We start from the raw sequence: 22,894 nt of genomic DNA, 5'->3' as shown, positions 1-22,894 counted from the left end.
TGGGGGCTGCGCCCCCAGACCCCCCTTTGTCCTCAAACGCCGGACGGGCTGACTATCCAGCCCCTCCGGCGTTTGAGGAGCGGGGGTTCGGGGGCAGCGCCCCCGAGGATGGGACGGGTAGGGGCGGCGGGGGCGAAGAATCCACAGGCTGGCCTGCGAAGACGCTGCCGGATCCTGGCCGGGGTCAGGCTGTCGTGTCGTCCCCTTCGAGTACGGTCTCGGGGATCTGCACGTTGATCAGTTCCCCTGAGCGTGGGTCGACCGTGAGGCCCCGGCCGGATCTGCGGCCGCGCAGGTGGGCGTGGGCCAGGCGGGCCCCGATGAAGTCGCCCTCCAGGATGCTCTGCGGTCCGATGAGGACACCCTTGCGGTGCCGCTTCAGGGCGCTGAGCCAGCCCATCGCTCCTGTCATGGTCTCCCCGGTGGCGGCGACGACGATGCCGATGCCGCGGTCCCTGCCGGACTGGGCCAGGGCACGCAGGTCCTGGTCGATGTCCGGCAGGACGAACAGGTCGGCGTCGTCCACGACGACCACCCGGGGGCCGCTCCCGGCCTCCAGGGCCTCGGTGAACTCCTCGACCGTGGGCTCCGTCGCGGTGATCAGCCGGACGCCGGGATGGTTGCCGAGGGTGCGCAGCGGCGACTCGCGGGGAGCGAGGATCACCAGTCGGGTGCCGGAGGCGAGCAACGAGACGGCCAGTGAGGCGAGGGTGGTGCTGCGGCCGGAGCCGGGCGGGCCGACGACCGAGAAGGTCGGTGCGGTGTCCGCGAAGTCCACGCCCACGGGCGAGACGTCGTCGCCGCCGAGGCCCAGCAGACCCCACATCGGCCGGCGGAACTCCTTGCCCACCTTCTCGTACGCGTCCGTGAAGGTCACCTTCACCGGCAGGGTGCCGATGCGGGCGGGCCTGCGGTCCGCGGGGAGTCCGGCGTCGCGCCGGGTCGCCTCGGCGCCGATCCGGCGCAGCGCCTCGGCCTGGTCCTGTCCGGCGGCGCCTGGTGCGAGGAGCGCCACCTGGATCTCGGTGCCGCCGTCGGAGGTCCAGCCGCGGCCGGGCTGGATGATGTCGGGGATGTCGCGGGAGCGCTTGCCGACGGCGTGGTAGTCGGTCCGGTCGTTCAGCCGCAGCAGCAGCTTGTTGTCGTTGAGCGCGGTGGCCCGTCCGGACAGCAGGGCGCGTTCGGAGGTGGCGACGACATGCAGGCCCGCGGCGGCGCCTTCTCTCAGCAGCCGGTTGAGCTGCTCCACCAGGCGGCCGCCGTTGTGGTCGGCGACGGCCTCGATCAACGCGTCCCAGCCGTCGATGAACAGCATGATGTGCGCGGGACGGGCACCGGCGGCGACGATCTCGCGCAGCTCGGTGAGGTTGCTCGCGTGGTGCCCGGTGAGGAGTTCCTGCCGCCGCTCCAGCTCCGCGTCGAGCCTGGCGAACAGCCGCTCCAACCGCTCGATGTCACCACGGGGCACCATGGCGCCGCAGTGCGGGAGGACGCCCAACGCCGTCAGTGCGCCACCGGCGAAGTCGATGCCGTAGAGGTGGACGTCGGCGCTGGAATGACCTTGGGCCAGTGCTCCGGCCATGGTGCGCAGCACCTGGGAGCGGCCGGATCGCGGGATTCCGATGACGTACAGGTGTCCGAACTCGGCGAAGTCCAGGCGGACGGGCAGCTGGGCCTGTGCCTCGGGCAGGTCCGACAGACCCCAGGACACCGGGGCCAGCCGGGCGCCGCCGGGTGCGTCGGGCTGCGGCAGGTCGTCGATCAGGACGTCGGGGCCGAGGGCCGGCAGCCAGGGGCTGGGCTGCGGGACGCAGCCGGCGAGCTCCGCCGCCTCGGACAGCGCCTCCACCAGCGCGTTCAGGTCGGTGGGGATGTCGTCGGCGCCCGGGTCCGGCGCCGGGTCCCCGCCCGGCTCCGACCCGGCCGTGCCGGGCAGGCCGACGGCGCGGCCGAGGCGCTGCCAGTGGAGTGCGGTGCCCCAGACGCGGGACTCCTCCACAGGCTGCTGTTCCCGGGGCTCCGGGGAGGGCTTCGCTCCGCGCAGGGGGGTTCCGGCGTAGGCGGTCTGGAAGGGTACGACAGTGCCGTGGCCGAGGCGGGCGAGGGCGCGGCCGGGGGTGGCCGGGGAGATGCTGACGGCGTCCTTGGTGTCGATGACGTCCTGGCTCTCCGAGGAGTCCGTGACCCGCAACGCGATCCGCAGATTGGTGTTGGCCCGGATGTCGGAGCTGACCACTCCGGCCGGGCGCTGGGTGGCCAGGATCAGATGGATGCCCAGGGAACGGCCGCGCTGGGCGATGCTCACCAGGCCGGGGATGAAGTCCGGGATCTCCCGGAAGAGGGTCGCGAACTCGTCGATGATGATCACCAGCCGGGGCACGGGCACCAGTTCGGGGGTCCGGCGGCGCATGCCCTGGTACTCGGGCAGGTCCTTGGCGCCGGCCTCGGCGAGGAGGTGCTCGCGGCGGGTCAGTTCGGCCGCCAGCGAGGTGAGCGCCCGCTGCACCAGGTGGCTGTCCAGGTCGGTGACCATGCCGAGGGTGTGCGGCAGGTCCACGCAGTCCTTGAAGGCGCTGCCGCCCTTGTAGTCGACCAGGACGAAGGTCAGCTCGTCCGGGCGGTTGACCGCGGCGAGCGCGGCCACGAAGGTCTGGAGCAGCTCGGACTTGCCGGATCCGGTGGTCCCCGCCACCAGGCCGTGCGGACCGTCCTTCACCAGATCGAAGGCGACCGGTCCGTCGTAGCCGGCGCCCAGCAGGACACCGGTGGACGCCGGCCGCTGTGCCCAGCGGGCGGCGATCTGCTCGGCGCTCGGCTGCGGCAGACCCAGCAGGTCCAGCAGTCCCACTTCGGCGGGCAGGCCCTCGGAGGCGTCCGGGGTGACGTCGCGGATCGGGGCGATGCCCCGGGCCACGCGCTCGCACCAGTCCGGCTCGACCAGGTCCGGCCGGATGTCGGGGACATCGGGCTGTCCGGTGCGGCGCAGGGTCAGCCGGTGGTTCTCGTGGCGGACCACGGCGGTGCACTCCTCAGGCAGGAGCCGTTCCTCCTGGTCCAGGCAGAGCGGGAAGATCCGGACGCCGGGGCCCTCCTTGAGGATGGAGACCACACCGGGTACGTCACGCAGGCGGCGGGCTCCGTCCATCACCACCAGGACGTCCGGTTCGCTCAGCAGCGCCTTGCTCATGGTGGACTCGGCGGCCCGCTGGCGGGTGCGCAGGGTGGAGACCAGCTCGGCCACCCGGTTGGCCACCGTCTCCGGGTCGTTGCCGATCAGGGTGACGGCACCGCCACGGGTGCCGGGCAGGCCGTCCCGGGAGTGGGGCAGCCAGCGGGCCCAGTGCCAGGAGTCCTGCGAGGCCTTGTCGGTGAGGACGACGATCCGCAGGTCGCGCGGGGTGTGCAGCACCGCGGCCTGGGCCGTCATCCACCGGGCCAGGGCCTGGACCGGGCCGGTCGCGCCGGCCAGACCCACCACACCGTTCTCGACCAGGTCGACGCTCACCGGGGCGTCCGGGATCGTCCAGTGCACGGCGGTGTGGTTGTCCTCGCGGGCGGTGTCGTCGATGCCGAGCAGGGACGGCTGCGGGGCGGTGCCGATACGCAGGGCCAGGTGGTCCGGGTCGCCGCGGCGCCGTTCCCACAGGCGGCGGCCGGGGCCGACCGCCCACAGTCCGGCCACCGCCGGGTCGGGCGCGCTGTCGGTACGCAGCCGCCGCTCGGTGGCGATCTTCTGCCGGACGTCCTCCTCCAACGAGGCGCGGCGCTGTCGGTAGACACGGGACTTCTCCTCGTAGTCCCTGCGTGCCTGGCGACGCCCGCTGAGGTAGTTCGCCGCCATCAGCACCGGCGACAGGAACATGAAGATCAGGTAGAAGTACGAGTTCAGGAACAGCATCATGCTGACGCCGAAGAGCATCGGGGCAAGGGCCACCAGCAGCGGAATCGGCCTGCGCCCGGGAGGGTCGGGCGGTCCGGGCAGCCGGAACCGCTCGGGCGCCAGATGCGGCAGGATGCGCGGCGGACGGTTGTAGTCCAGTCCGCCGCCGCCCTCGGACGGCACCACCGCGGCGTCCCTGGGAGTCGGTTCGGCCAGCCGCAGCAGGTACTCGCCAACGGAGAGCTCCGCGCCGACGGACCAGAGCACCCAGCCGTCGGCCACCTCCTCGGGCTCGGCGTCCGCCGCGTCTGCTGTGTCCTCGTCGTCCTGTTCCGCGAGCGGCAGCAGCACAATGCCGGGCCTGCCCCGGTGCTCCGGCGGCTCCGGTACGGACAGCCGCGCCGGGCCGCCCTCGGGCAGCTCCACGACGGCCGATCCGTCCGGGCGTACGGTCACCCGGATGCCCTCGCCCGGCATGCCCCGGCCTTCGAGCGGGACGGCCGCGTCCGCCAGCGGGCCGATGCCGTGGGTGCCGAGGCCGAGCGGGTACACCCGTCCGGCGTCCGGGCCGCCCACCACCTGGAGTTCGACCACGGGTGAGTGGTCCACCCGGTGCGGCTGCGGCATGGCGTCGCGCTCGGGGCCGTAGGCGGTGGCGGCGAGTGGCTGCGGGGCACCGAGGGCGACGACGCTGCCGTCCATGAGGCGGGTGGCGGCCAGCGGGGTGCCCGGGGCGAGGGGCTCGTCGCCCAGGTAGCAGGACGGGGCCGGCCCCGATCCGGGAAGTGAGGGCCCGGTCTCGTCGGTGTCGCCGGTGCGCAGCCTCGCCAGATGCGCGGCGACGTCCTCGACGGGGGTGCTGCCGGACGCGGTGAGCAGTACGTCCTGGCGGCTGGTGGAGTCGCCGTCGGCGACGGTGGTGATGAGGAGTTTCACGTCTCCCCTTCGGGATGCTTCGGGGGCGGATGGTTCGATGGTTCAGGGGGTGTGCGCGGTGCGTCCCAGGCCTACAAGGCCTAGTCCTCGCGTGTGCCGGAGGAGGCCGCGGTGGTGCGTTCCCGGGTGGTGGCGGAGGTCGGCTCGGTGAGCGGATCGGATCCGCTGGTGGTCCGGGCGGGGGCCGTGACCTGTCGGTCGGGCTCCGGGGGCACCTCCTGAAGGATCTCGGTTTCCTCCGGTGACGGGATTTCCTGGAGTTCCCGGGTACGGGGCCGCTGTGGAGCGGGTGCGCCCCGGCGCGGGGCCGACTCGCGGCGCAGCCTGCGGCGGTCCGCCCGGACGGCGGCGGCGACGGCTCTGCCCAGCGGAGCCGAGTCCGCGTCCAGCCCCAGCTCCGGTGCGGTCACCCGGCCGCGTGCGTCGACCCGGAGGGCCCAGCTGTGCCCCGCCACCCGGCCGTCGGCCAGACAGACGGCGGTACCCGAGGCGGCGAGGGCACTGAGCCGCCGCGCCTGCTCCGGGCTGGGGGCGGCGCAGACGAGAACCGTCGTGGCGGCGCGGCCGGACTCGTCGAACTCACCGGCTCCCTCGGTTTCCCCGCGCTCCTCGGCCGCCTCTTCCAGCTCTCGCAGTACGGTGTCGAGCCGCTCCCCCCGGTACTGCGGATGGACCCCGTCCGTGACGGTGACCGAGGCTCCGCTGCCGGGCCGGTCCAGCTGTGCGGCCAACGCCTGGAGCAGCCGGGCCCGGGCGGCGAGGTCGCCCTCCACGGTGATCAGCCGTGGTCCGGCGGCCAGATCGAGGTGGACACAGGCGTCGTCCGCCATACCGACGGCGACCGGCAGCGGACGGGGGTGCGCACCCGCGCGGGGTCGGCCCTGCGGCAGCGCGTCCTCCTCCGTCAGGGCAAGCTCCCAGCGCTGCGGGCCGGGCTCGTCGGAGGTCTCCCAAGGGGCGGGCGGCTCGGGCAGCGGGCGGGCGGCGATCTGCACGGCGGCGAGTCCGGGTTCCGTCCGCACGGCGTGGGGAACGGCGCCGGGCGCGTCTGTCAGGGCCGCGGCTGCCGCGTCCAGCAGCCGTCGTACGAGCAGACCGCCTCGGGGGTCGGACAGTTGACGGGCCAGGGCGCGCACGCCACGACGGTGGCGCCGGTAGGCGCGCAGGGGTTCGCCGAACGCCCGCCGGGTCAGGGCCAGTTCACGGCCGACGCCGCGCCGGAAGCGCCGCCATCCGCCGTGCTTGCGGATCACATGCCGGAGCAGCAGGAAGAGCAGCAGCAGGACGACGACGGCCACGATGACGACCGTGAGCAGCGAGTCGCCGGGCTTCCCCAGCGCGATGACGGAGCCGTGCGTCGCGGCGGCCGTGGTCATGCCGCCGCCAGTGTGTGCTCCGGGTGCCGGCGGCGCAGCTCCCGTATCGCGTGATGGGTCCGGGACTTCACCGTTCCCGGCGGAATGCCCAGGGCGTCGGCGGCGTCGGAACCGGTGCAGCCGAGGACGTAGACGTAGAAGAGCACTTCGCGGTGGGGGTGCGAGAGCCGTGAGAGGGCGTGGACCATGAAGCGGCGCTGGACGGCCTGGCTCATCGGGTCCACGGTCTCGGCATGCTGCTCCAGGGCGTGTTCATGCGTGATTTCGGTATGCGGCCGCTCGCGCCGGGACCAGTCGATCACCAGGTTGTGCGCCACTCTCATCAGCCAGGCCCGGGACGGCGACCAGCCCGGCGGCTGGTTCGCGGTGCTCAGCCAGGCGCGTACCAGGGTTTCCTGGACGAAGTCCTCGGCCCGTTGCCGGTCGCCGCGTATCAGGCCGGACACATAGCGGAGCAGCGGACCGTGGTGTTCTTCGTAGAGCGTGCGCATGGTTCCGTCGGCGGCGGGGGCACTTTCCGTCGGAACGGGAGTCGGCGTGGACGGTCTCATGGATTCCCCCAGGGGCGGCGCATGTCTTCTGAGCCGGTCCGGTCGGGCGCCGCGGCGGCGGCGTTGGCTGGGCAGGGCTGAGCACGGGTACCTGGGGTGACCTCACGATTCCGAACGGAATATGAGATTCCGTGATGGAGTCTAAGAGCGGTTCTGTAAGTTTCAAGGGGCGTTGAGGAGAACGTGAGGTTACCGACGAGAATGTTGGCCGAGCGGGGGGCGCCGCTCCCTGGGGGAGTGGGGATCGACGCCCCTGCTCGGTGGGCCGGGCTCAGGTGGGGATGCCGCCGGCGATCTGCGAGTCCAGGTTGTTGACGGCGTTGCAGACGTCGCGGAACTGCTTGGAGAACTGGGTGATGTTGTTCACCGCCTCGGTCAACGACTTGTTGAAGTTCGCGTAGGACGTCTGCATCTTCGGGCTGGTCGCCGTCAGCAACAGGCCGCCCTGGAGAAGGTTCTCGACCTCGGCCTGCAGCGAGGACAGCTGGGGGACCAGCGTGTCGCTGACGGCGGAGTCGAGCTTCTTCGCCGTGCTCTCGACTGCCTCGTCGTCAATGACGTTCTTGGGCATGGTGCACCTCGTTCTCTGTTGCGCCGGCGCACACCGGTCGTTCGGTGCGCGAGGGGCCCGGCGGCGCCGGGAAGGCGCGCGCAGGGAGTTTCGGGGGTGGGGCGTGGCCCCACGGGGGTCAGCGCCAGTTCTCGCCGAGGGTTCCGAGGGGCGGTTCGGCGCTGCTGCGTTCGTGCTGGGTGATGGACTCCCGCAGGTACCAGGTCCCGTTCTCGGCGCGCTGCCAGATCTCCTGGATCTCGTTGCTCGCGTCGGCCACGAAACGGGTGCCCGTGTTCTCGTTGGTGACGACCTTGGTGAGGGAACCGTCGGAGCCCGTGTAGTCGGTCCGGGTGACGCCCTCCTGCACCGTGGTCGTCGTCCCCGGAGCGGTGGAGCCGGACGGACGGCCGTCCCCGTCGACGAGCGGGTTCTCCACCGTGAGATACGCGGGGGGCCTGTCCAGCCGCTGCTGGACGTCCTGCTGGCCGGCCTCGGAGTTGAGGTAGGTCTCCTTGTCCATGGTCAGCTCCCAGTCGCCGTCCGGCCGCTTGGTCCAGATCTGGAGCGTGTCCTGGCCGGTCTCGTCGGTGACGTAGCGCTTCATCCAGCCGTCGGGCGATCCCTCGGGCGAGGAGTCCGTGTAGATCTTGGTGACGGAACCGTCGGAGCTGCGGATCGTCGTCACGGAGTCGCCGTCCCGCGTCAGGGGGTGGTACGTCTCGGAGTAGCTCAGCCCCGTGTTCTTGTTGGTGACGGTGGTCGTCGTCTCGACGGCGTCGCCGTTCTTGTCGACCTTGATCTCACCGTTCTCGTCGAGCTGGTACGACACCGTGGTGGTGCTGTTGGCGTCCTCGATGGTGTAGCCCTTGGGCACGAAGGCCTCGTCGGGCAGATCGTCCAGCTGACCGCGCATTCCCCTGAGCCGGCCGACGTCGGCGTCGCGATCCGGATCCCGGTCGCGCAGCTTGTCGTACTCCTCGCCGAAGCCGTCCTGGAGATCCTGTTGCCGTTGCTGGACGGGCTTCTCCTCCTCGGTCAGCGCGGTCTGCGCCTTGTCGGTGTCCGACTGGTCGTCCCACAACTCCTTCTGACGGTCCTGCAGGTCCTTCGACTCCTGGTCCAGCGGGTCCAGCCGCGTCTGGAGGTCGGCGCGATCGGCGTCCAGGCCGTCCTGCTTCCCCTCCATGGCGTCCTCGACCTCCTTCTGGGTGGACTTCTCCAGGGCCCAGAGGTCCTTCTGCCTGGTCTGGAGTCCGTCCTGCCGCTCGGAGAGGGGCTCCTGGGCGCGGCTCAGCGCGTCACGCTCGTCGTCGAGTTCCTTCTGCCGCTCATCGAGCGGGGCGAACGCCGTCTCCTGGTCGCGCTGTTCCTGCTCCAGGGCGTCCCATCGCCCGGCGAGCCCCTTGCCCTCGGACTCCCACAGGGCGTCCCGCTCCCTGTCCAGGGCGTCCTGCTTGCTCTGCCAGGCGTCGAGGTCGGCCTGGGCGGCGTTCCCCTTGCCGAGCAGGGTCTCGCGTTCCCGCCAGAGGGCGTCCTGCCGTTCCTGGAGGGCGTCCTGCTTGGCGTCGTAGGCCTTCTGCTCCTGCTCCAGGGCGGTGGCCTTCTTCTCCATGGCCGCGTCCTGCTCCGCGCGGAGGGCCTTCTCGTCCGCCCAGAGCTGCTGCTGCTCGCGCTGGAGTTCCTCCTGCCGCTTCAGCAGAGGCTCCTGGTCCTTGCGGAGTGCCTCGTACTCCCGTTGCAGCTCGTCCCGCTTCGCCTGGAGCTTCTCGTCGCGCTGCTTGAGGAGTTCCTTCTCCTCCTGCCAGAGCTGCTGCTGTCTCGCCTCGAGTTCGTCCTGCTGCTTCAGCAGGGGCTCCCGCCTCCTGGCGAGATCCTCCTGCTCCTTGTTGAGCTCTTCCTGCCGCTTCTGCTGGGCCGCGGTCTGTTCGTCGAGCTGCAGCCGCTTCTCGACCAGGGCGTCCTGTTCCTTCTTCAGGCGCGCCTGCTGGGTCTTGTAGCGGGCCTCCAGCCTTCCGGCCTCGTCCGCGCGGAGCTTGCCGTCCAGCGCCTGCTTGCGTATCTCGTTCTGCCGGGTGGCCTCGTCGCGGACCTGGGAGGTGACCTGCTGGGCCGCGCCGGCGGCTTGGGAGGCGTCCTGGTCGTAGAAGGCCTTGCCCGCCCTGTCGAGGAGGTTCCCGAGGTCGGTCATGGCCTGCCAGCCCTCACCGAACGACTTCTTCCAGGCGCCGTAGAAGTCCTCCATCGCCTCGGCCGTCTCCCGGCGGGGGCCGATGTCCCCCGGGGCGAACGTCTTGTCCGTGTGCGAGGTGACGTCGAGTTCGTCGCGGAGGTGCCACAGATGGCGGGCGAGGACGGTCATCAGGTCGTAGTCGTAGGAGATGCGCACCATGTCTGCCGTCCTTCCTCGAAGCGGGCGGGTCCCGTGTCGGTGCCGAGCCGCCCTGTAGACGAGGAGTCGGGGCCGGATGGTTCAAAGAGATTTCGTCCGCACCCCGCTGACCGGCGAAAACTGTGGCGTGCGCCACTTTCTTGAACTTTCGGCCCACCCCAGTACGTCTGCTTCCGGTACCCCAAGTCCCGGACCGCGTGGAGGACTCCTTGGCCACCTCCGACGAGTGGAGCAGAGTCGGATTCACCGGCAATCCGGTGACCGGGAATCCGGGCGTCGTCGACAACATCACCAAGGAGCTGCGCGGCCTCAGCGATCTGGCCGGCCGGGTCGACAGCGGCCTCGACGCCCTGCTGACCAAGGCCGAGGACGGGGGCTTCGAGGGGCGGACCGCGGACGCCCTGCGCACCTACGTCAAGGACGAGCTCAAGACGTTCATGGCGAACGTCAACCGCTCGTTCGACATGGCGGCCAACGCCACGGCCCGCTACGCGCGCGCCCTCGGGGACTCGCAGGACCGGGCCGAGAACGCCGCGGACACCGTCGCCGCGCTGGAACGGGTCGGCGGTCAGCCGCTGCCCGAGAACGATCCGGAGCTGACCCGCGCCCGGGGCGAGGTGGACGCCGAGACCGATGCCATCCAGGCCGAGGGGAAGATCCTGGAGGAGGCGCTGCGCGAGGCCGCCCGGCTGGTGTCGCGGCCCGTGAAGAAGCCGAAGAAGAGCTTCTGGAAGCGGTTCGTGTCGACGTTCTTCAAGGTCCTGGAGATCGTTGCGCTGGTCATCACCCTCGTCGCGGCCGTCATCGGCGGCCCGCTGGGCCTGGTGGCCTTCGGGCTCGGCGCGGTGCTCTTCGCCAAGGCCCTCGTCGACTACGCCACGGGCAACGGCAACGCCCTCAGCCTGGGCCTCGCCTTCCTCGGCATCCTGTTCCCCTCGACGAAGGGGCTCACCACCCTCGGCGGGCTGGCCCGGATGGCCTCGGCGGGCACGAAGGCCCTGAGTGGCGCCCTCTCCGCGAGCGGGCGGCTGCTGTTCCGGGGCGGCAGAATGCTGTTCTCCGCCCCCGGCCGACTCCTGTCGCTGGCCGGACAGGGCCTCGTGCGGTTCGGCGGAGGGCTCGGCAGCCGGGCCGCGGGCGGGTTCATGGCGCTGCCCCGGGTCCTGTCCAGGACGCCCGCGATGCTGGGGTCGGCCCTGCGCCTCATGGGCGGATTCGCCCGGAGCACCTTCCGGCAGGGCTGGTCCTCGCTGTCCCGCGACTTCGTCGAGTCGACCGCGTTCGTCGGCGGCAACACGGCCGGGCGGCTCGGCGTCTTCACGGTGATGAGCCTGGGCCGGCTCACGATGACGGCGCTGCTGCCCATGAGGTACTCGGAGATCGCCCGGTTCGGCTACCGGGGCGCCTTCCGAATGGGGTTCGTCGACCGGGGCCTGCACTTCACCTCGCGGCCCCTCGGCACACTCGGCAGGACGGGCTCCCTGGCCGGGGACCTCGCGGAGCTGACCGGGCGGAACCTCGACCGGGGCGGAAACCTTCGCCCGTTCGACACCACGAACACGGACCGGCTCGCCGTCCCCGGGACCCCGGAGTTCGACGACACCCTCGACGAACTGGCCGACATCCCGATCACCTCGGTCACGGCACCCCGTACGCGGGGCTTCAGTTCCCTGCCCGGTACCACGCCCGTCCGGATGCCGGGCCGTCTCGACGACGTGGGCGTCCGGTTGGACACCGTGAACACCCTCGACACGGTCGGACTGCCGGTCGGTACGGTCCCCGCCGGACAGCGGCTCGGGGACCAGCTGCGGAACCTGGACACCCTGACGGGCCTGGAGCGCACCGCGACCGGGCTGCTCAAGCCGCTCGACGATCTGACGGACCTGGCGGAACTGAGCCTCGACGGCAGGATCGGCGGTCTGACCGGGTTCCAGGTGAGCAAGATCCTGGACGGCGAGATCGACCTGGTGAACGTCGCTCCGGACGGAGTCGTCCTGCGTGTCGGGAAGACCGATCCGGTGGACGTCCGGGTGCGGTTGAAGGACGGGGTGAAGGTCGACGTCCTCGGACCGTCCGACCCCCGCGTCCCGACCTGGAACACGACGACCGGCGCCGACCGCCTGGACGAGCTCGGGATCAAGCTCGACGACCTCACGAGGTTGATCCCCGACACCACCGACGGCTCCCGCACCGCACGCGACCTGCTCGGCCTGGGACCGGCCAGGACGGACCTCACCGCTGCCCCGCTCGCCAAGAGCCCCGCCTTCACCCCGCTGACCCTGCGGGACATCGTCACCGGCGGAGCGACCGGCAAGCTCGCCACGGAACGCTTCCAGGCCTGGGTGCGCACCCAGTCGACCCAGCTCCAGCTGGACACCGCCGGGCGCAAGCTCTCCGAGATCGACGGACTGACCGACGTACCGCCGCTGGGCCGTGCCCGGGCCGAGCTGGATCTGAGCGCTGCGAAGATCGACTTCAACCAGTCCCGGATCGCGTTCGACCGGCTCGGGATGAACCTGGACACCGTCCGCCGGGACATCACGGTGATGATGACCCGCGTGGACGGACCGGCCGGCACCATGCCCACCGGTGAACTGCGGCTGCTCGACGACCTGGGGCGGCCCACCGGTCAGTGGATCACCATGGAGCCCGGGCCGACCGTCACCTGGGTGCTCAGGTCGGATGCCGGGATCGTCCCCGACGTCAAGGTGCGGATGGCCGACGGCGTCTTCACGGTCACCACCCCCGAGGGTGTCGTCACCCGATTCGGCGCCGACGGCCGTCCGACGGTCCTCGGCGATCCCGGATCGGTCACGCTTCCCCGGCTGCCCGGGACGGGCCTGGACGAGGTGGTGCTGCCCGCGCCGCGCCAACCGGACCGGCTCGCCTTCGCCGCCGACCGCTCCGTCGACATCCAGACCATCACGCCGGCTCCGGTGTGGCGCACGACCGACGAGACGCTGTGGCGCATCGGCGGCAGGCGCCCCCTCGACCAGGTCTTCAGCGAGGGGTTCACCGTCCGCGACCCCCTGGAGACCAACCTGGACGTCATGGTCAGGACCGGCCAGCCCTCGGCGTTCGTGAGCACCACCACCGACAAGAACCTCGTCTGGGACGGCATCTTCAAGTTCGAGATCGAGGCCTCCGGCGGGATCGACGTCGGCAGGAGCTTCGAACGCTCCATGGGCCCGGACGCCTGGCGGGCATCGGGCTGGGCGTCGGAGAACGAGATCGCCTTCCCCGGCGGTATCGCCTCGGAGTTCATCCGTGGCGCGTACCGGATGGACGGCCGGCACAACCTCCTCGAATGGATCCCCAACCCCAACTTCGGGGGCAACAACCCGCTCCCCGACCTGGCGGTGGATCTGAAGGGCGCCGGGGAGGGCACCTCGGGGATCGGCGCGCTGGACTTCCAGGGGCTGTCCCTCGACGACCAGCTGCGGCTGCTGGACCAGCTCGATCTGGGCGAGGCCAGGGCGTTCGACGACATCGGCTCCCTGAACGGGGCCAACTCCCTGGACGAGGTCGGCAGTCAGCTGGACGATCTCGGGTATCTCTCGGACGAGTTCCACTTCGACCGCTTCGACGCGCCCGCGCCCCGGGCCGAGACCGTGCAGTTGGACCCGCAGCAGTTCGCCGGGGTGACCGGCTTCCGGACGGAGTGGCAGCGCACCCCGCTGGACGAGGGCGGGTTCATGTTCACCGACCAGGCCGGGGACATCCGGCTGGTGTTCGATGCCGGCGAGGTCCTCCAATTCAGTGATGTGCGGCTCCCGATCGGCGACGGCTTCGTCCGCTTCGACGCCAATGCCGGGCCGGGCTCCCTGCCCCGGATCGTCGGGCAGGACGGAGTGCCGCTGCCCGGCGGTGCGACGATCGAGCCGGTCAGGGGCGCGCTGGGCGTGGTCACCGGTGTACGGGTGCAGTCCCCCGACGGCGTCTGGATCGGCCGGTTCGACCTGGACGGTACGCGGCTGTCCGAGCAGCTGACCCTGTCCGGCCCCGTCGGCGGCCCGCTGACCGGGGCCCGGCTGACCACGACGTTCACACAACTGCCGGGCGGTGCGCAGTCGGCGACGTACCGGCTGACCGCGCCGGGGCTGGGCGACGGCGCCTTCGACGTCGTACGACTGGACGGGGATCTGGCCCAACGGCTGCCCGGCGGGTTCTCGGTGACCGACACGGCGACCGGGGGGCGGTTCGTTCTCGACCGGGGCGGACGGTTCGTGGACCTTCCGGCGGAGGAGGCGACGCCGCTACGCCTGGACGTGTCCGGCTCGGCGACGCCGAACTCGACGGTGGACCTGTCCTCGACGCTCGACGACCTCGGTCGGCTCGGCGATTCGAGCAACCCCGGTGACCTGGGGCGCCTCGGCGAGTCGGGTGACCTCGGCGATACCGCCCGACTCGGTGACCTGGGTGATGTCGGCGACCTCGGCCGTCTCGGTGACCTCGGCCGCCTGGGTGAGCTCGGTGAGGTGGGCTCGCTGGACCGGCTCGCGCTCCCCGACCTGCCGCGTACGGATCTCACGCCGCAGCCCGCCGGTTTCGACGCCCGGTTCGCGTCGACGCCGACCGACGGCACCCCGACTCCGGTGAATCCGTCGCGGTTCGACGGCATCGCCCTGTCCGGGGCGGACGAGCTGACGGATCTGCGGCTGCGGTTCACGGAGTTCCCGGCGACCGATCTGGCGCCCGCGTCGTTCCGGATCGACGTGATGGACTTCGGTGCCCCCGGTGGCCCGGTGCGGCTGGAGAACGTGACGGTGACCCTCCGCGAGGGCGGTGGACTGAGCATCACGGGTCCGCAGGGCGGGGTGCGCTGGCAGTTCGACGGGCTCGGTCAGCTGGAGTACCGGGAACTGCCGCTGACCGGCACCGACTTGGCGCTGCGCTTTACCGACGACGCCGTGAACCCGATGCCGAGGGTGGTCGGCCAGGACGGTGTGCCCGTCCAGGGTGCGACGCTCACGCCGGTCAGGGACACGACCGGTGCGCTGAGCGAGCTGACCGTGCGGGTGCCCGTGCCGGACACGGACGGGCTCACGGCGGTGTGGCGGTTCGAACCCGGCGGCACCCTGCGCCAACAGGAGCTGCCGCTCACGCTGCCGGGCATCGACGGCCCGGCCGGCCTGGGCGTCAAGGTGACGATCACCCCCGGACCGGGCTCCACCATGACCAGGGTCCTCGAACTGACCGGGCCGTCGAACCTCACCGGTTCCTTCCGGCTGGGCCCGATGGACGGCTCCCTCGCCGGACGGCTGCCGAACGGCTTCACGGTCACCGACACCGTCACCGGCGCCCGCTTCCACTACGACGCGAACCGCCGCCTCGCGATATGGGACGTACCCGACCGGGACGACTCCGGCTTCCTCCGCTTCACCGAGGACGCCGCACCCGGCACCCGACCGGTCCGGCTCGACGAACTCGGCGACTTCGGCGGCGACCTGGGCGATGTGGCAAGGATCTTCGACCGTACGCTCGACGAGGCGGGCGGCGTACGCGGCCCCCTCGACGACCTCGACCGCCTGACGGGTCCGGACGCGCCGCGCACCGACGCGCTCCCGGCACTGGACGAATTCGCCCCGGGGGAACGTGAGCTCTTCGACGACCTCTGGAACAGCGTGGTCCACGACGTACGGACGCTGACCCCCGAAGAACTGAACCGCGTCCGGGCTCCCGACTCACCGCGCACCGACTCGCTCTCGGAACTCGACGACCTGTCGGACACCGAACTGGCGGACCTCCAGGCGCGCCTCGACAACATCAGGCGGATGGACAACAGACCCCTGGGCGCGGACGAACCGCTGCACGTGCCGCTGTCCGGTGTGGACGAACTGGCGGACTTCGACCTGCGGGTGACCCGCCTCCCGGCGACCGACGAGGCACCGCAGGGCTCGTACCGGCTCGAACTGGCCGACCGCACGCCCGGCGGGACCGGACCGGTGCGCGCATCGGACTTCACGGTCGAACTGCTCGACGACAGCGGCAGGTTCGCCGTCATCGACCCGACCGGTACCACCCGGTTCACGCTCGGGCCGGACGGCCGTTTCCTCGGGCGGGAGACCCTTCTCACCTTCGACGGACTACCGGAGGGCATACGGCTCACTACGACGGTCGTCACCGAAGCGGACGGCACAGGGCGGATCGCGGTCGATCTGCTGGTCCCCTCCGGTGCCGCCGGCTCCGTCCGGTTCACCCCGACGACCGGCACGCTCGCCACCCGCCTGCCCAGCGGCTCCACCCTCACCGACACCATCACCGGCTCACGCTTCCACTTCGACCACACCGGCCGCCTCGCCCTCCGCGACCTGCCCGACCCGGACGGCTCCGGGTTCCTCCGCTTCACCGAGGGCGCGGGGCCCGGCACCCCGCCCGTCCGGCTCGACGAACTCGGCGAACTCGGCGACTTCGGCGGCGATCTGGGCGAACGCTTCCCGCTCGACTCCATCGCGGAGAACGACGTCCTGGACGACGCCCTGGGCGCCATCGACCTCGCCCAGGTGTTCGACCGTACGCTCGACGAGGCCTCGGGCCTGCGTACGGTGCCCGAGGGCGCCCCGGTGGACATGTCCGGCATCGCCGGAGCCATGGACTTCCTGCACGCCGCCCCCGACACGCACGGCCTCCAGACGCTGGACCTGCCAGGGGTGCAGCAGTTCGCCGACGACGCGACCGCCTCGCTCGACAGGCTCGGTCTGCGCCCGGGGCTGCTGGGCGACCAACTGCGGGAGTTGACCGCACAGGCCCGACTGGCACTGCGGCGTCAGGCGGGCACCGCCCTCGGCGACTATCTGGACCTGCCGCTCGCGACCCGCCTCGACGACCTTCGGGCCATGCCCCCGGCAGGCCGCGACCTCGGCGACTTCACCGTCACGCCGACACCGCACGGCGGACCCGGCGGCAGCCGCTACACCGTGCACCACAACCCGTCGGACATCACGCTGGGCTTCGGCCCGAACCGCGAACTCCGCTACCAGGAGGTGTTCCTCCGCGGCGGCCCGGCGGACCTGGACGGGCTGAAGATCGGCGTCACCGGCCGTTCGGCCGACGGCGGTCCGTGGACCCCCGACTCGCTCGACTTCGTGGGCACCCGCACGGCCGACGGCTTCACCCTCGCCCCCGGCACCGAACCGCGCGGCGGTCTCACCCTCACCGACGCGGCGGGCACGACCAGTTGGCACTACGGCCCCGAAGGCGTGCACACCCTGACGGACGTGAAGCTGCCCGGCGACCGGGGCGTCCTCCGCTTCGACGCCGACGCCCCCGGCGGCGTACCGCAGGTGCTGGACTCGGCGGGCCGTCAACTTCCCGGGACGCGTGTCGAGTTGCCGGCCGACGGCCGGATCGCGCTGGTCCCCACCGGAAAGGCGGCCCAACCCATGGAGCGGGCCGTCTTCAGCCGCACCGGCACGCCGCTGGAGGAGACGATCGCCGTACGGATCAAGGGCGGCAAGGCCAACGGCGAGTACTGGAAGATCGACCACGCCACCAGCACCGCCGTACGGGTCGACTCCGCGGGCGCTCCGCTCACCGGCCGCTTCTCCACGGCCAAGGTGGACCTGTCGGGAACCGGCCGCTTCAAACTGACCGGCGACGGCAACGTGACCCTCTTCGAGCGCGAGGTGCTCGGCAACGGCAACGTCCTCCACATCGACCTGGACCGGGTCGGCCGGGCCCGCTGGACCGAGTTCGACCCGGCGGGGACCAAGGTGCGGGCCGGCGAGCGGATCTGGGACAGCGACCGGAGGACCGTCCACGACACGCTCTCGTACCGCTGGGCCCCGGTGGACGTCCTCGACGTACGGACGTACACCAAGGCCGTCGACGGCGGTCTGATCCGCGCGGAGAAGACCGCGACCGGCGACTGGAAGTGGACGCGCTTCGACTCCGGCGGCACCGAGGTGTTGTCGGGCACCCGCGAGTGGTCCTGGAACCACATCGGTTTCAAGGACACCTACCTCGACCCGGCCACCGGGCAGGTGACCGTCGCCCAGCAGCGCGGCAACATGTGGCCGCTGGACGGCTACCACGGCTCCCGCCAGTATCTGGAGCACCCCGTACTGCCCGGTGAGAGCCCCGCGGGCCTGCGGGTGAACCCCGAGCTGCACTCCGCCGTCGGCCCGGCCAACAAGCCGATCGACGTCATCGAGCACCTCGCGGACGGCGGCACCCTGCACGTCGTACGCATCTCCGACCAGCGCATGCCCGCGGGCCTCTGGCAGACGCGTACGGGCGTCGGCCGGTTCGACGGGTTCTTCGGGAACCTCGTCACCGGGGACTCCATGTTCACGGTGTCCAAGTGGACCGAGACCGCCGCCGACGGCACCCGGCTGAAAGGTGTCCGACTCGTCTCGCACGCCGGTCACAGCTGGCGCGACATCGACCGGTTCGGCCGGATCGTCCGGGAGACCCGCAAGCTGGAGAACGGCGACGTCGTCGAGGTCGGCCGCAGTCTCGACGATCCCACGCGGTGGGCCCCGGCCCCGAAGTGGAACGGCTCCGCCGACTCGTACGAACTGCCCTGGCTGGACACGAAGAGCGGGGTCTCCGGCACCCGCCATGTCGCCGGCGACGGCAGCTTCGAGGACGTGTTCACCAACGCCGCCGGCGACGAGCTGCTGTCGATGCGCTCGCAGGGCACCGGCGTGCGCGAGTACCTCGGCGAGAACCCGGCGCGCGGCATCGGACGCGACGACGTCTCCGGGGCGTGGGTGGACAAGAACACCCAGCTGCAGATCACGGGACGGCGCGACCACTGGGGCGACCTCCACATCGAGTCGCACGGCAACCCCCGCCACCGCACCTGGGAATGGAAGGCCACCGGCCCGGACGGGACGGTCACCGAGGGCATCCGCATGCAGAACCGCGGCTCGTTGTACTCCCGCACCTGGGACGACTCGTTCACCGACTTCGAGCGGCTGGAGAACGGCCGGCCGGGACAGGCGCTCCGGGAACGCGACGCCACCGACGACGGCACCGTCTGGATCGACACCACCCGGCAGCCCGACCACACCTGGACCTGGCAGAAGACCGACGCCGACGGCACGGTCCACTCCCAGGGCGTCCGCGACTACCAGGACTTCGCGAAGGGCCGCTGGACCGACCGCATCGGCGACGACGTGGTGAGGCAGCGCACCGGCGGCCGGGTCCGCGAGTACGCGTACACGGTGCGGGAGACAGCCCCTCCGGCCCTCACCGCTCTGCCGGAAACCGGCCCGACCACCCTGGCGGATCTGCTGTCGCGCTCCGCGCGCCACTTCGAGCCGACCACGACGGTCACCGTCGACCGGGAGGTCTGGCGGGAGTTCGACATGGGCAAGGTGCTCCACCGCCGTGACGCGGTGGAGGGCGTCCCGGGCCGGTACCGGGAGTCGGAGTCGCTGTGGGGGCAGTGGCGGGAGTACCAGGGCGACCGGCTGGTCGCCCAGCGCACCATCACCGGACGGGTCTGGGCCACCGACGCCTTCGGCCGCTGGTCGGCGTTCGACATCGCCAAGCTGCCGGAGATCAGCAGCCTGCCGTCGGTCGGCGGACAGGTCGGCCTGGACGGCCACCGCGCCTGGCGGCTCATCGGCCGCGAGGCCGACTTCCGCGGCTACACCAACGAGTTCCGCGGCCTGAACCGCGAGTTCCGCGACCCCTTCCACGAGATCTGGACCGGCGTCCAGGACGGCTCCTCGGCCGCCATGCCGCTGTGGCGCCACGTGGCGCGCAAGGCGGCCACCGAGTTCGCGACGGGCTTCCTGATCGAGTTCGGCACCAGCCTCGCGGTGTCGGCCATCGTCTCCGAGTTCGCCAACACCCGCTTCGACCCGATGGTCGCCTTCGAGCGGGCTCTGCTCAACGGTGCCGTCGGCGGCGGCATCCGGGCCGGCTTCAACGTGGCCCAGGACGTGACCGCCCTCGGCAAGATCAAGTACGGCCTGACCAACCTCGACCAGGGCCAGGACTGGAACCGCCACCCGCTGGCCTCCGCCGACGACTGGGCCGGCGAGTGGTCGTCGTACGAGAACCCCGTCCGCTGGCGGTCCGGTTCCTACGCCTTCTTCGAAGGCCTGACGGTCAGCGCGCTCACCGGGTTCGTCAACAACGCCCTCAACTCGGCCATATGGGGAGTGGGCGGCCAGAAGCACACCGGCCTCGAAGCCCTCGAAGCGGGCGCCTGGGGCGCGGCCGGCTCGCTCTTCACCGGCGTCACCAGCGGACTGGGCAGGTACACCTTCCACGCCACCTCAGGCTCGCGGATCTTCCATCGTGGCGGCCCCGGCGAGCTGATCTGGCAGAGCGCCGAGTCGCTGACCACGGGCATCCTCAACTACTGGATCAACACCAGGGGCGCCCACATCGACTCGACCCATCCGTTCCCGCCGTCGACCACCCGACCCACGACCCCGTCGACCACGACGCCGACGCAGGGGACCCAGCAACCGGCCGTCTCGCCCATCGAGGGATTGGAACTCACGTGACCCCCACCGCCACCGTGCACCGGGTCGCCCCCAAGGGCCGCGGCTCGCACCGCAGCATCGCCTCCGCCGTGCGCGCCGCCCGCGACGGCGACGAGATCCGGATCGCCCCGGGCGAGTACGTCGAACAACTGCTCCTCGACCGCGCGGTGAGCCTGCTGCCGGAGGACGGGCCGGAGCACGCCGTACGGGTGCTGGCCGCGTCCCCCGGGCGGCCCGTACTGGAGGTCACCGCGTCCGGCGTACGGATCGAGGGCATCGCCCTGACCGGGCAGGACCCCGGGCAGCCCGCCGTGCTGGTCGGCGCCGGCAGCCTGGAACTGGACGCCTGCGCGATATCCGGCGGCCGGGTCGAGGCGGGCGGCGACGCGTCGCTCGCCCTGACGGACTGCCGGGTCCGGGGCGCGGAACTGGCCGCCGTGCACATCAACACCACCGGCTCGGCCCGGCTGACGAGGGTCCAGGTCGAGGACGTCGAGGGAACCGGTGTCGTCATCGGCTCCCGGGCGGCCGTCGAGGCCACGGAGCTGACGGTACGGCGCGTCACCGGGTCCGGTGTCCGCGTACGGGGCGGCGCCCGTGCCGTCCTGCGCGACTGCCGGATCTCCGGTCCCGGCCGCAGCGGGCTGCTGGTGGAGGACGAGGCGGCCGTCGCCGCGCTGGACTGCCGGGTGGAGGAGACAGCCGCCGAGGGCGTACGGGTGCTGGGCAGCTCGCCCCGCCCCGAGGACCGGGAGAGCACGGACGGCGGGGTCCTGCTCGTCCGCTGCGAGGTACTGCGTACCGGCACGGACGGGGTCGCCGTCTCCGGTACCGGGGACGTGCTGCTGCTGAACTGCCGTCTGCGGGACGGCTCGGGGCCCGGGGTGAGCGCGGACGGCGACAGCCGCGCCGAGCTGGTGGACTGCCAGGTCGACCGGGCCCACGGCTCGGGTCTGGTGGCCCAGGGCACCGCCCGGCTCACCGCCGAGGGCACGTCGGTGACCGGCAGCCGGGCGAACGGTCTGCTGGCGGGGGACCGTTCCGAGGTGCGGATGGCCACGAGCGACATGACGGAGTGCTCGTTCAGTGCGGTCCACGCCTGCGAGGACTCCCGGGTGACCCTCACCTCGTGCCGTATCGGATCGACGGCGGAGCACGGGATCCGGGCCACCGACCGCGCCGGGCTCACTGTCGAGGGCGGTCGCGTCACGGACTGCGGACTGTCCGGAGTGCGGATCGACAGCGCGGCCGAGGCACGGATGCGCGGCCTCTCCGTGGTGCGCGGCCGGGCCGGCATCACCACCGAGTCGACCGGCACGGTGATCCTGGAGGAGTGCGACGTCGCGGACGCCGAGCGGGCCGGTATCTCCTGCGGCACCGGGACCACGCCGGTACTGCGGGACTGCCGGATCACCGGGACCGGCACCGCGGGCCTGGTGATCGGCGAACGCGCCGCCCCCAGCGTCGAGGGCTGCACGGTACGGGACGCGGCCGGCTCCGGTCTCGTGGTGGGCCCGCAGGCCGAACCCCGGGTCAGATCCGTCACGGTGACCCGGACCGGCAAGAACAGCCTGTTCGTCGGCGAGAAGGCCCGCGGCACCTTCGAGGACTGTGTCTTCGCCGGGGCGGGCAGCGACGGCGCGGCCTTCCCGGCACTGCATGTGGCGGCCGGGGGCGCGCCCGTGCTGCGCGGCTGCCTGGTCCGCGACACCGAGGAGGACGTGGCGCTGGAGAAGGGCGCCCGCCCGGTGTTCGACGACTGCCTGTCGCGGGACGTGAGGAACCCGTCCCTGCCGACCGGCGCGGACCAGTCCCTGGCGGCCGCCGGAAGCCCGGGCGGGGACCCGCGGTCGACCGCGCGGGAGACCGAGGCACCCCCCGAGGACACCATCGAGGACCTGCTCGCCGAACTCGACGGACTGGCCGGCCTGGACCGCGTCAAGCAGGACGTCTCCTCGCTGGTGAAGCTGATGCGGATGGTGCGCCGCCGCGAGGAGATGGGCCTGGCCCCGCCCCCGCTCAGCCGCCACCTCGTCTTCACCGGGAACCCGGGCACCGGCAAGACCACCATCGCCCGGCTCTACGGCCGCATCCTGGCCGCCGTGGGCCTCCTGGAGCGCGGCCATCTGGTCGAGGCGGACCGCTCGGCCCTGGTCGGCGAGTACGTCGGCCACACCGGCCCGAAGACCACGCGGCTGTTCCAGCAGGCCCGGGGCGGGGTGCTGTTCATCGACGAGGCGTACTCCCTCACCCAGTACGCCGGGTCCAACGACTTCGGCCAGGAGGCGATCGCCACCCTGCTGAAGCTGATGGAGGACCACCGCGACGACGTGGTGGTCATCGTCGCCGGATACCTCAAGGAGATGGAGGTGTTCGTCCGCTCCAACCCCGGTCTGGCCTCACGCTTCAACCGCACCCTGCTCTTCGAGGACTACGGCAGCGCCGAACTCGTCAGCATCGTGGAGCACCAGGCCGCACAGCACCAGTACGAACTCGGGCCGGCCACCCGCGAGTCGCTCACCGCCCGCTTCGACACGATGCCCCGGGAGCGTGGCTTCGGCAACGGCCGCACGGCACGCCAGCTGTTCCAGGCGATGACGGAACGCCAGGCGTACCGCGTCGCCGAGCTGCCGGACGCCTCGGAGTCCGACGTGATGACGCTCAGGCCCGAGGACATCCCGCAGACGCTGTGAGCCGGTAAGCCCCTCCCACGTCCCCCTCCCACGTCCCCCTGCCCCCGCAGAACGACCTCGTAAGGACC

7 protein-coding genes are annotated in these 22,894 nt (G+C 71.8%); 2 read left to right on the top strand and 5 right to left on the bottom strand.

Translation table 11 applies throughout. From position 1 onward, the window contains the following. Positions 1–184: 184 nt before the first annotated feature. The 5 genes from ACFYXF_RS49790 to ACFYXF_RS49770 form a co-directional block, all read right to left on the bottom strand. Positions 185–4,816, bottom strand: coding sequence for an FtsK/SpoIIIE domain-containing protein (locus ACFYXF_RS49790; RefSeq protein WP_389360653.1), 4,632 nt, complete (start codon positions 4,814–4,816; stop codon positions 185–187). Between the two features lie 80 nt (positions 4,817–4,896). Continuing rightward, on the bottom strand, positions 4,897–6,192 hold the full coding sequence (locus ACFYXF_RS49785; RefSeq protein ID WP_389360651.1) for a hypothetical protein: 1,296 nt from the start codon (positions 6,190–6,192) through the stop codon (positions 4,897–4,899). Beyond that, a complete protein-coding gene (locus ACFYXF_RS49780) occupies positions 6,189–6,683 on the bottom strand; it encodes a sigma-70 family RNA polymerase sigma factor (RefSeq protein ID WP_389360649.1) in 495 nt (164 codons plus the stop codon). The genes ACFYXF_RS49785 and ACFYXF_RS49780 overlap by 4 nt, the downstream gene beginning before the upstream one ends. A gap of 331 nt (positions 6,684–7,014) precedes the next feature. After that, positions 7,015–7,314: a hypothetical protein gene (locus tag ACFYXF_RS49775; RefSeq protein ID WP_389360647.1), complete on the bottom strand. Its 300-nt coding sequence runs from the start codon at positions 7,312–7,314 to the stop codon at positions 7,015–7,017. 118 nt (positions 7,315–7,432) lie between these two features. Next, positions 7,433–9,685 (bottom strand): hypothetical protein, encoded by a 2,253-nt coding sequence (locus ACFYXF_RS49770; protein ID WP_389360645.1) that lies wholly within the window; start codon positions 9,683–9,685, stop codon positions 7,433–7,435. A 209-nt stretch (positions 9,686–9,894) separates the two neighbouring features. On the opposite strand from ACFYXF_RS49770, the gene ACFYXF_RS49765 reads away from it, so the two are divergent. Together ACFYXF_RS49765 and ACFYXF_RS49760 are read left to right on the top strand one after the other, a co-directional pair. Further along, entirely contained in the window at positions 9,895–20,154 is a 10,260-nt protein-coding gene (locus tag ACFYXF_RS49765; RefSeq protein WP_389360643.1) for a hypothetical protein, read from the top strand. Next, on the top strand, positions 20,151–22,826 hold the full coding sequence (locus ACFYXF_RS49760) for a right-handed parallel beta-helix repeat-containing protein (RefSeq protein WP_389360641.1): 2,676 nt from the start codon (positions 20,151–20,153) through the stop codon (positions 22,824–22,826). The genes ACFYXF_RS49765 and ACFYXF_RS49760 overlap by 4 nt, the downstream gene beginning before the upstream one ends. The last annotated feature ends 68 nt before the right edge of the window (positions 22,827–22,894 follow it).

The organism is Streptomyces sp. NPDC002680 (assembly GCF_042889145.1).
GTDB lineage: Bacteria > Actinomycetota > Actinomycetes > Streptomycetales > Streptomycetaceae > Streptomyces > Streptomyces adonidis.
This window is presented reverse-complemented; position numbering and strand designations above follow the sequence as displayed.

Bases quoted from the DNA above. Each gene is read 5' to 3' on its own strand.
- ACFYXF_RS49785 (WP_389360651.1), bottom strand. From the start codon at position 6,192: ATGACCACGGCCGCCGCGACGCACGGCTCCGTCATCGCGCTGGGGAAG.
- ACFYXF_RS49780 (WP_389360649.1), bottom strand. From the start codon at position 6,683: ATGCGCACGCTCTACGAAGAACACCACGGTCCGCTGCTCCGCTATGTG.
- ACFYXF_RS49775 (WP_389360647.1), bottom strand. From the start codon at position 7,314: ATGCCCAAGAACGTCATTGACGACGAGGCAGTCGAGAGCACGGCGAAG.
- ACFYXF_RS49770 (WP_389360645.1), bottom strand. From the start codon at position 9,685: ATGGTGCGCATCTCCTACGACTACGACCTGATGACCGTCCTCGCCCGC.